This window comes from Streptococcus suis, from assembly GCF_002960425.1.
In the GTDB taxonomy this organism is placed as follows: Bacteria; Bacillota; Bacilli; order Lactobacillales; family Streptococcaceae; genus Streptococcus; species Streptococcus suis_S.
In genome coordinates, this window is the sequence record NZ_POIZ01000015.1 from 1 (window position 1) to 516 (window position 516).

General features: G+C 45.3%; 1 protein-coding gene. It reads left to right on the forward strand.

Annotation, left to right across the window (positions count from 1 at the left end; all coding sequences use genetic code 11):
- The coding region (dcm, locus tag C1G57_RS01020) for a DNA (cytosine-5-)-methyltransferase (RefSeq protein WP_153045599.1) at nucleotides 1-516 on the forward strand (516 nt) is incomplete at both ends.

Genomic DNA, 516 nt, shown 5'->3' on the forward strand with positions numbered 1-516 from the left:
CACAGAAGGGGAAATAGAATACCATGACATTAAAGAGGTCACAGACCATGACTTTAGACAATTTAGAGGGCAAGTGGACATCATCTGCGGGGGATTTCCTTGCCAAGCATTTTCACTCGCAGGCAGACGATTGGGATTTGAAGATACTCGAGGGACTCTCTTTTTTGAGATTGCTCGAGCGGCCAAACAAATCCAACCACGTTTTCTATTTTTGGAAAACGTCAAAGGCCTACTCAATCACGACGAGGGACGGACGTTCGCCACAATCCTCTCCACGTTGGATGAATTGGGGTATGATGTCGAATGGCAGGTGCTTAACAGTAAGGACTTCCAAGTCCCGCAAAACAGAGAGCGGGTCTTTATTATCGGACATTCTAGAAGATACCGTCCCAGATTCTTATTTCCTCTCAGAAGAGAAAACAGCCCAGCTCATCTTGAAAGGTTAGGAAATATCAATCCCTCTAAACGTGGTTTGAATGGTGAAGTCTATCTGACGAATGGACTTGCTCCTACACT